The sequence below is a fragment of the Acidobacteriota bacterium genome (genome assembly GCA_028875575.1).
GTDB lineage: Bacteria > Acidobacteriota > Terriglobia > Versatilivoradales > Versatilivoraceae > Versatilivorator.
Window position 1 is genome coordinate 1 of the sequence record JAPPDF010000024.1, and the last position, 9,966, is coordinate 9,966.

The 9,966-nt window shown below is 60.1% G+C and carries 6 protein-coding genes and 1 pseudogene; 3 read left to right on the plus strand and 4 right to left on the minus strand.

Annotated elements, in window-relative coordinates; genetic code table 11:
* Positions 1–303: 303 nt before the first annotated feature.
* The 4 genes and pseudogenes from OXI69_02915 to OXI69_02930 form a co-directional block, all read right to left on the minus strand.
* Positions 304–492: pseudogene (locus OXI69_02915) on the minus strand (glutathione S-transferase).
* Between the two features lie 25 nt (positions 493–517).
* A complete protein-coding gene (gene dusB, locus OXI69_02920) occupies positions 518–1,525 on the minus strand; it encodes a tRNA dihydrouridine synthase DusB (protein ID MDE2665084.1) in 1,008 nt (335 codons plus the stop codon).
* 181 nt (positions 1,526–1,706) lie between these two features.
* On the minus strand, positions 1,707–2,516 hold the full coding sequence (locus OXI69_02925; GenBank protein ID MDE2665085.1) for a glycosyltransferase family 2 protein: 810 nt from the start codon (positions 2,514–2,516) through the stop codon (positions 1,707–1,709).
* Entirely contained in the window at positions 2,513–5,875 is a 3,363-nt protein-coding gene (locus OXI69_02930; protein ID MDE2665086.1) for a glycosyltransferase, read from the minus strand. The genes OXI69_02925 and OXI69_02930 overlap by 4 nt, the downstream gene beginning before the upstream one ends.
* Positions 5,876–6,392: 517 nt before the next feature.
* Between OXI69_02930 and OXI69_02935 the strand changes: the two genes are divergently transcribed.
* From OXI69_02935 to OXI69_02945, 3 genes are all read left to right on the plus strand, one after another.
* Positions 6,393–7,886: an oligosaccharide flippase family protein gene (locus tag OXI69_02935; protein MDE2665087.1), complete on the plus strand. Its 1,494-nt coding sequence runs from the start codon at positions 6,393–6,395 to the stop codon at positions 7,884–7,886.
* Between the two features lie 63 nt (positions 7,887–7,949).
* Positions 7,950–9,302: a TIGR00366 family protein gene (locus OXI69_02940; GenBank protein ID MDE2665088.1), complete on the plus strand. Its 1,353-nt coding sequence runs from the start codon at positions 7,950–7,952 to the stop codon at positions 9,300–9,302.
* 30 nt (positions 9,303–9,332) lie between these two features.
* Positions 9,333–9,842 carry an NUDIX hydrolase gene (locus OXI69_02945; GenBank protein MDE2665089.1) on the plus strand — a complete coding sequence of 170 codons (510 nt, stop codon included), beginning with the start codon at positions 9,333–9,335 and terminating at the stop codon, positions 9,840–9,842.
* Positions 9,843–9,966: the final 124 nt, after the last annotated feature.

Consider the following 9,966-nt stretch of genomic DNA (forward strand, 5'->3'; position numbering starts at 1 on the left):
CCCGCATTTCTCACCAGGGGGCATGATCATGGCGCAGGAATTTTCCCTTCAGCGCGTGCTCGCGACCGAAGAGCGTAGCGGTTTCTACGGTCGAGGGAGCATGTGCGCGCTGAAGGGAAAAGGACAAGCCAGGGCATGCCCAGTGCGTCTGTAATCCGCAACCCCTTGACACGGAGCCAAACAAGGACCTGAAGATAAACTGCTTTTGTCCTGCCTCCAGCGGCCTGGTGAGAAATGCGGGCTTGGGCGCCAGGTCGAGAGCTGAACGCGTTCCGCAAGCGGCCCGTGTTTCCGGACAAGGACTTAACGGGCCGTCTGCGACGCCTTCGCTTCCTCGAAATGACGGACGGCGCTTTCGAACTTGTCGCGGCAACCAGGATTGCAGAACCCGACTACATGACCGCCGTATTCGGTGAGGGAATCGGCCTGAACCGTCTTGCCGGATCAGGGGCAGGTCTCGTTGACGCAATCGGAAATGTCGAGAGCGCGCATGCGATCGTCCTTTGAGAAATGCGGATCAGGTCTGTGGCGCCGCCACCAGAGCCCTCTGAAAGAATTCCTCGATCCGGTCCATGACTTCCCTCTCGCTCCGGGACTCATAGATGGCTTTGCGAAGGGCGGCTCCTCGGGGAATGGCGTGGGTAAACCAGGAGGCAAACTGTTTCATCTTCCCAATGGCTCCCGGGGTTTCCTCTTCGAACAACAGCGAAAAATAGCGCTTGATCAGATCGTACTTGTCGCCGACCTCCGGGAGCGTCACCGGAATCCCGCATTCGGTTTCACCGATCTGACGGAAAATCCAGGGGTTGGTCAAGGCTCCCCGGCCAACCATGACTCCATCGCATCCCGTCTCATTCCGCATCCTCATGGCATCAGCCGCGGTAATGATGTCCCCGTTGCCGATGACGGGAATCGTGAGGTGGGCCTTCAGGCGGGCGATGATGCGCCAGTCGGCTTTCCCTGAAAACCCCTGGACTCGGGTTCGGGGATGCAGGGTGATGGCTTCGACTCCCAGGTCCTCCGCCATTCGGCCGATTTCCAGAGCCACGATCTCCGACTCGCTCCAACCGGAACGGATCTTGATGGTGAAAGGAATCCGCGCCGCCGCCCGAATCTCCTTGAGGATTCGCTCCAACAGCTTCGGTTCCCGAAGCAGGGCCGATCCTCCGCACGCCTTCACAACCTTTTTGGCCGGACAGCCCAGATTCAGATCGATGGCGTCGAAACCCAGGTCCTCAACCATCCGGGTGGCTTCCGCCAGGCGCCCCGGGTCCGATCCAAAAAGCTGGGCCGTGACCGGACGCTCCTCCTCGTGGTAGAAGAGCATCCGCCTGCTCTTTACCGAGTGCCTGGTGAGACCCTCGGCGCTGGTAAACTCGGTCATGACCAGGCCACAACCGCCCAATCGCTTGATCAAGCGACGAAAAACGCTGTCGGTCAAGCCGGCCATGGGTGAGAGGAAGGTTGCCGGGGTCACTGCAATATGTCGAATTTTCAGGATCGAGGACTGTTCGGCAAGTATCATCGGAAGAGTCGTCCGAAGACGCATTCAAATGCTCGCCGGGAAGTGGCATCTCTTGCCGGCCCGGCACCCGGCGGGATCCGATGCCATTCTACACCGTACGTGGCCGGCATTTCTCCCCGGGCGGTCGAATCCACCTTGAAAAACAAACACCCCGGAGACTGATGGCAGGCGGTGTCATGCTTCAAGGGTTTCCACCTGTTTCCGAGCACCTCCCCAACCGGAGCCGGTGCTTCCGCAGGAACTTGAGCAGGCTGAACAGGTGATGCCGCTTGGCGCCCAACCTCCAGCCCCGGGCGCTGTCCCTGCGGTGGCTGTGCACCATGCAGGCTGCCGGATTGTAGAGCACCTTCCAGCCCCGATCCCACATGCTCTTACACAGGTCCACGTCCTCGAAGTAGAGGAAAAATCGCTCGTCCATAAGAGCATTCGATTCCGTGGCTGCCCTGCGGACCAACATGGCGGCTCCCAGCCCCCAATCCACTTCAGCCAGGCTCCGGTGGTCCCAGTCGGCCATCAAATGGCGCTGCAGGCCGGGATGGTTCGACCAGAAGCGCCGAAAGGGAGCACGCCGCATCAGCAGGGTGGCAAGGGTGTAAAAGCGCCGGCAGGAGTACTGGAGACTGCCGTCCGGACTATTGAGTCGAGGCAACACCACACCCGCATCGGGGTGCTGCTCCAGGGTATTCGCCAGGATCTGCAGCGCTCCGGCCTCAACCCGCACATCCGGATTCAATAGCAGTAGAAACGAACCCCGGGCGTGACGACACCCCTGGTTGGCGGCGGCCGCAAATCCGCGGTTGGACCGGTTCTGAATCACCTGGATCCGAGCCGATTCCAGGTCTGAGACGGGAGTGAGATCTTCAGGGCAGTCGTTGTTGATCACGAAAATCTCGTAGTCCAGTCGCCCTGCATTCCGGACCACGCTGCGGAGGCAGGAGACAAGATCCTGCCCGGACCGGTAATTGACGATGACTATCGACACCCGGCTCATGCTGACAGCTCTTGGTACAGGTGCTCGTAGTCGGCGGTAAAGCGGGGAGAACTGTACTCACCTTCCACCCTGGCACGGGCGTTGTCTCCCAAGCGGCGGCGCTTGAGAGGATCCCTCAACAGTTCCAGGGTGTGTTGGAGAAACTCGGCAGAGGAATCGGCAACCATAAGCTCCCGGTCGTGGTGAAATCCGTATCCATCCAGGCAGAGCCGGGTCGCCACCACGGCCTTGCCCATGGCCATGGCCTCCAGGAGCTTGCCGCGAAGTCCGGCGCCGCTGACGATGGGGGCTACAAAGACGGCGTGGCTGGAAAGCAGGGGACGCAGGTCCTCCACTCCGTCCAGAAACTCGACCCGACCCTTTTGGCTGTGCGCCAGGAGATGGTCGGGCGCCGATCGGCCGACCACGGTAAGGGTGGCGTTGGGCGCCTCTTGCAGAATCCCCGGCCAGATTTCCCGGAAAAAGTAGGACATTCCCTGCACGTTGGGTGGGTGCTTGAAAAATCCCACGAAAATCAGGCTGTCCGGACGCTCGCCGACATCCGGCCTGGCCCTGAAAAAGTCCACGTCAACGCCGCTTTGAGCCAGGCAGGGGCGGTCCACCTTCAGCCGCCGGCTCAGGTAGTCCCGGTCGACGGCCGAAAGGGCGACCACCGACCGGACCTTGCGACAAAGCCGTCTTTCGTAGACCCGCATTAGACGCCACTTGAGAAAGGCCGAAAGCTTCTCCGTCCAGGTCGCAGCCCTGCGGAAGAGTCGCTCATAAACCAGGCTGAGAACTTCGTGGTGGGTGAGCAGGCTGGGATAGCGACGAAGGTCGGGGATGAAATTCAGTGTATGCAGGTACTCGCACTGTACCAGGTCGTAGTCTCCCGTTCTCAACTCGTTGCGCACCTCCCTGCGCATCATCAGGCAGGCATTGACCACTGCCATCAGCTTGGAGAAAAGAAAGGCGCTCTTGAGCTCCCGGTGGTAGGGATAGAGCGTGATGGTTCGAACCTCATTGCAAAACTCCTTCAAACGATCGACATGGGCTCGATCCTGGCTGGTTTCGATAAAGGACAGCAGCGTGATCTCATTTCGGACTGAAAGCCCCTTGAGCAGGTTCACCAGAATCCAGGAGCCATCCACCCCCAACCTGGGGAGCCGCTTGGAGACCACCAGGATCTTGCGAGTACCGGCCGCCCGGTTTCCATTGGACAGATAGCGGTGCCGGTAAAAGAACCAGTGGTGGATGGAGGCAATGGCCTCCTGATCCGACAGGCGTCTCGGCGGCGGACTGGCCAGACGGTTCCAGACCACCTGCGGAATCTTGAGCAGAGCACCGGCAAAGGCCCTCAGGATGCCGAGGCGCCCGCGGCTGATATCGAGCAGGAAACGGAAGGGCAACTTCAACAGGTGGCTGAAGAACAATCCAAGCGAGGTGACGTTTTTCCAGAACAGCACAAACAGATTCCGGGCGATCAGATAGTCGATCCTGGAGTTTCCCATCTCGGTGGCGTTGGTGCTGCGATGCTTGTGAACCACCCGGCTGGCCGGGCAGAAAAGCACGCGGTAGCCGGACTTCCAGGCCCGATAGGAAAGGTCGGCGTCCTCCACATAGGCGGGATTGTAGATTTCGCTGAAACCGCCCAGTTCCAGGAACTTTTTCCGGTCGTAGGCGCTGGAGCCACCATGGGCATAAAAGGCCGGGACGTACTCGCGCACCTCGTCGACCGGAGCGGGCGGGGTGTGTCCGACGTGCATGCAGCCGAACATCATCATCCCGAAAGTCTTGCCTGTTTCCAGGCGGGTCTTGCCGGATTCATAGTTGAAGATCTGTGAAGTGATCGCAAAGACGTCGGGCTGCTCAAACCCCTGGAGCAGGGGCGCCAGGAATCCGGGTCGGACAATCACGTCGTTGTTCAGCAGGACTACGATCTCGTTGCGGGCACATTGAACCCCGATGTTGTTGGCTCGACTGAACCGATAGTTTTTTTTCAACTCGATCAGTCGAATGTCTCGATAGTGGGTGCGTACGTAGTCCTGAGTTCCGTCGGTGCTTCCATTGTCCACCAGGATGATTTCGTGGTCACCGCCGTCATGGCGGACAGCTTCCACCAGCGCGTCCAGAGCCTCCTTGAGAATCTCCCGCTTGTTCCAGGTCAGGACAATCAGCGATGCCCGGCGTCGACTCGAACCAGGGGATTCAGTGGCGGTCGCAGGCTGCCGGTGAGGGTCGACCAGGTTCTGATAGATATGCTCGACCTGGCGAACCATCAGTGACTTGTCGAACCGCCGATGTACCAGCTTGCGTCCACTGGCCCCCATTCTTCGACGTGATCCGGGATCCCGAACCAGCCGGGCTACTGCCGAAGCTACCGCGTGGGAGTCCGCGGGGGGGATCAGCAACCCCGTGTGCTCGTCGGTCACCGCCTCGGGTGTTCCACTGACCGAAGTTGCGACCACCGGCAAACCCACTGCCATGGCCTCCAGTATGGAAAGAGGGAGTCCCTCATAGAGCGAAGTAAGCAGGAAGATGTCCAGAGCCGAAAGAATCTCGGGGATGTCCTCTCGAGCTCCCGCAAAGGTGACGTATGGCTCCAACCCCAACCGGCGTACTCGATCGGCCAGCCTGGCCTGGGTCGGTCCTTCCCCGACGAACAGAAACCGGGTTTGAGGACAGGACTTCAATATGGCCGGGATCGCATCCACCGTGTACTGGTGGCCCTTCTGAAAGTTGAAGCGCGCCACCGTGCCGACCAGCGTCTGTTCCGGACCGATTCCAAGGCTCTGGCGAACGGCGCGTCTGCCCGACTCGGAAAAGGCGAAGTGATTCACATCGATCCCGTTGAGGATCAGCTTCAGCCGGTAGGGATTCACACGGTAGTCCTGAACCAGAAGCTGCTTGTTGGCCTGAGACACGGGTATGGTGTAATCGAGGCAGAAGGTCATGACCCGTTTGACGAACTTCTTGGTGCGCACGCCGGCCCGTTTTCCGATGGCCAACTGAAGATCCAGGTGCTCGGTTGCCAACCTCCTGGGCACCCGGCTGAAATAGGCCGCCAGAATCGGCACAAAGCAGCTGAAGGTATTGTTCAGGTTGAAGTGAACGATGGCGGGCTGCTGCCGCCGGAAGTAGCGATAGGATTCCAGGAAAACCTTGAACGGGGACCGGTTGGCACTGTCTACCTCATCGACGCAAATGCCTCTGTCATTAAAAAATCGTGCCAGCGGAGCCATCTGCGGGAGGGGGGAAAGCGCCACCCGAGGCTGGTATTCTTCTTGGGGTATTTCCGGAACCAGCAGTTTGAGGTAGGCTTCAGCGCCACCCAGGAAGACGGCGTCGCAGAAGTAAACCACCTTGTAGGGTGTCTCCATGGACCGCCACCGAACTTGACTGAAACACCCCTGTTTCACCCGGTTTGAGCCGCCCCGTCGTAGGGCACGTCGGCCGGGCCAGGTGAACAGTGAATAGTGGAGAGTTATCGGATCGACACGTTAAGCATCTGCCTGAAACACCCGGTTTCACCCTGCATGATCCGCACGGCGGAGCCGGGGCGGGGCCAATCACCCTCCACTCTCCACTTGTCCGAAGCGTCCCTGCTCAACTCTGAATGATCCGTCCCGTTGTCGGGGACTGGGGAGTGGTTACCCGGGGCTTGGACGAGGATTTCTTCTCTCTCGGCGCCAATCTTACAGAATTATACAGTACTGTAGAAATGGGCAACAACTTGGATATACTCGGTTCCGATGGACCGACTCGACGAAGCCCATGCCGGCAGGATTTGCTCACCCGCGGCTGCACGTCGATGCCTGCCGAAGGAACCGCGGTCCCTCGGACAACTGACGCTCCCTCGAACAGTCCCGGATTCCTTGATCCCCTAGCGGAAATTCCATGGCTGAAGTTCACCCGGTGTCCGCCAAGACCATGCAGGGCGCCTCGCTCATGCTTCTGCGCATGGCGGTCTCCTATCCCATCCTTCTCCTGGGTGAAGTCTGGCTGGCACGACTGCTGGAACCCCGGGATTTCGGCATCGTCGCCATGGCCGGCTTCGTCACCGTGACCCTGGCCACGGTCCTGGAGGTGGGCCTGGTGGCCGCACTCATACAGCGGCCCGAGCCACCTACCCGGGCGGAATTCCAGACGTTTTTTTCCTTGCAGCTTCTGGCGATCTCCGTCCTGGTCCTGGGTCTGTTCCTGGGGGCTCCCCGCCTGCTGGGCTGGCTCGACATGGATTCGAGCCTGCGCTGGATACTGCTTGCCCTGTTGCCCTGCCCATGGATCAGCGGTCTGGGCGCCATGTCGTGCGCCCGTCTGGACAGGAGTCTGCGCTACGGCGTGTTTGCCAGAATGGATGTGCTGAGAGTACTCACCTACGTTGGCGTTGCCGTACCGATGGCTCTTTGGGGCTGGGGCCTCTGGAGCCTGGTGACTGCGATGGTGGCCAGCACCGTGGTCCGAAGCGCGGTGGCCTTTCAGGCTGCCCCCTGGCCGGTTGGAATTCGATTGCGTTTTGCCGGAATGGGAAAGACTCTTCGGATCGGCGTCCTGTTTCAAGCCTCAACGCTCACTTCCCTGTTTCGCGACTATATCCCGGTGTTGCTGGCCGGTCCTCGATTCGGTACTCAGGCCGTAGGGTATCTGAATTGGGCCAAGAACATGACTTTCTACAGCAGCCAGGCCGTTACCCAGGCGGTTTCCCGAGTCACCTTTCCGTCGGTGTCACGCATCCAGCAGGACCCGAAGGCGGTGCGACAGATGGTCCAGACCACCTTTAAGTACGTCAACCTCCTGACCTTCCCGGGTATTCTGATCTTCGCGGCCCTGATCCCCGAGTTCGTCCAGGTGGTATTCACCTCCAAGTGGGCGCCAGCCATTCCGGCCTTTTACTTTTACGCCATCCGAATGCTGGGATCGAATATCAGCACGCTCTATATTGCCGTCTTGAACGGACTGGGAAAGGTTGAGATCTCGCTGCGAATCCTCGTCTGGTGGACAGTACTGGATTGGGGCCTGGCACTGGCGCTCTCTTCCTGGTTCGGTTTCACAGGGGTGGCCATGGCCTACGCAATCGGCGTGATTCCGATTGCGGCCTGGCTGGTCCTTCAACTGAACAAGCTGATGAAGGTAGACTTTCTACGTAGTTTCCTCTTGCCGCTGGCAGTCAGCGGAGTGGCGGCCACGGCGGTCTGGCTGACGAAAGGCATCAGTCAGCCCTCCTGGTTGAGCCTGTCCGGGTGGGTTGTCGGCGGACTGGGCCTCTATGTCCTGTTATGGCTGGCGATAGAGGGCCAATCCCTGCTCGGGGATGTTCGAGTGTTTCTGACCACCTTGGCTCGGAGCGACAGTCGGGACTATCATTCAAAGGATGGACGGGTCGGGCCGTGATTCCGCGGCGGGATAGTTCTGGCGCTATCCCTCATAAGCCAACAGACACGAACACGCTATTTCATGCAAAGAGTCCTTGAAATTTCCCTATGGCTCACTCAATGGAGCGAGCGATGGATGCCAAGCGCATTCTCGATCGCCGCCGGGCTGACCTTGATAATCTTCCTGGCAGGCTGGCTCGTAGGCGGAGCCTCTCTGGTGGACTGTATCGGGTACTGGGGGGACGGATTCTGGGTCCTGCTCGAGTTCGGCATGCAGATGTGCCTGATGCTGGTGGCCGGCTACCTGCTGGCTTCCTCGCCACTCGTCAAGCGCCTGCTGGACCTGTTGACTTCGCTCTTTCACACCCCCAGGAACGCCATCGCCGGCCTGGCCCTGCTCTCCATGGCCCTGAGCTGGGTCAACTGGGCGCTGGGAATCGTGGGTGGAGCCGTGTTGGCTCGCCTTTTCGCCCGGAGAGTCCCTCAGCTCGACCTGCGACTGATCGTTGCCGTAGCCTACCTGGGCCTGGGGTGCACCTGGCACGCCGGCCTTTCAGCCTCCGCACCTCTTCTGGTCGCAACCCCGGGACACTTCCTTGAAGGTGAAATCGGCTTGATCCCCACCGAATTGACGATATTTCACCCATTCAACCTGCTCTTGACGCTGGCTGTCCTGATCAGCCTGACTTTCCTGGTCTGGCAATTGGCGCGCTGGACACCGCTTCCCCCCGAGCAAGCGCTTGCCCAGCGAGCCGGCCTGGGCAGCGACGAATCCCCCAAGCCGGCCTCGGCGCTCAGCGGGAAGCGGCCGTCGCTGGCTTCCGTCCTGGACCGCGGTTATTGGCTAAACGGACTGCTGGGAGCCTGCGGCCTTGCCTGGTTGGTGACGACATGGTTGGACAACCAGCTCCAGGTGACCTTCAACAGCATCAATTTCCTGCTGCTGTTCCTGGGAATCGCGCTGCATCCCAGCCCGGACTCGGTCGGTCGCTCGGCAAAGGAGGCGGTCACCTTCGTCCACGGGATCATTCTGCAGTTCCCCTTTTACGCGGGAATGTTCGGTATCATCAAGGGCACGGGGCTGTCCGAAATCCTGGGGAACGCCTTCGTCTCGATTGCCTCCGCCAGGACACTGCCTCTACTGGTCTACTGGTATTCGGGCATCGTGAATTACTTTGTGCCTTCCGGGGGATCCAAGTGGGCCATTGAGGCTCCCTACCTGGTGGCTGCCGCGGAGAATCTGGGCGTTCCCATCAACCAGGTGGTTCTTGCCTACGCCTGGGGGGACATGGCCACCAACCTGCTCCACCCCTTTTGGGCACTACCCCTCATTACCGCCACCGGATTGGAATTTCGAGAGATCCTGGGGTACGGGATCGTTGTTTTCTGTTTCTATTTCAGCCTGGTCAGCCTGGCCTTGTGGTTTTTTCTCTAAGCCCGTGTTGCACGGCCGGAGGTTTCAACGGTGGGGATCGACAAGTCCGGCAACAACCCCGGAACCGACGACTGCGCCTCCCGGCGTTATCCTTCGACTCCCGTCTGTGCGGTAGGCGCCCTGATCTATCGAGGAAGCCGGATACTCCTGGTGCGGCGGGGAAAGGCTCCGTCCCTGGGCAAATGGTCGGTCCCCGGCGGAAGATTGCGTGTCGGAGAGACCCTGGAAGCCGCCGTCATCCGGGAGACCCGGGAGGAAACCTGTATGACCGTGCGTCCATTGAGAGTCGGAAAGGTGGTGGAGCATCTCCTGAGGGATGAGCGGGGCGACATCGAATACCACTACGTGATCGTGGACTATGTCTGCCAGGTCATCGACGGCTCGCCGCGGCCTGCCAGCGACGTCAGCGAAGTCCGGTTCGTGGAGATTTCCGATCTGTCTCAGTGGGACATGACCGAAGGAACGGCTCAGGTCATTCAAGAGGTATTTGAAGGCACCACCGGGACGGATGAAACCTCGAATCCCCCAGACTCCCGGTGAGCCGGGACCCACCCCCCACAGGCTCGACTGCGGGCTGAATCCCCTATCTGGCCATCTCGCCGATTCCGTCCCCCCACCGGTTCGACTGCGGGCGGAGCCCTTGTCTCACCGACTCCCCCTCCAG

Coding starts and splice junctions, on each gene's coding strand:
- OXI69_02930 (MDE2665086.1), bottom strand. CDS start 5,875: ATGGAGACACCCTACAAGGTGGTTTACTTCTGCGACGCCGTCTTCCTG.
- OXI69_02940 (MDE2665088.1), top strand. CDS start 7,950: ATGCAAAGAGTCCTTGAAATTTCCCTATGGCTCACTCAATGGAGCGAG.
- OXI69_02935 (MDE2665087.1), top strand. CDS start 6,393: ATGGCTGAAGTTCACCCGGTGTCCGCCAAGACCATGCAGGGCGCCTCG.
- OXI69_02925 (MDE2665085.1), bottom strand. CDS start 2,516: ATGAGCCGGGTGTCGATAGTCATCGTCAATTACCGGTCCGGGCAGGAT.
- dusB (MDE2665084.1), bottom strand. CDS start 1,525: ATGATACTTGCCGAACAGTCCTCGATCCTGAAAATTCGACATATTGCA.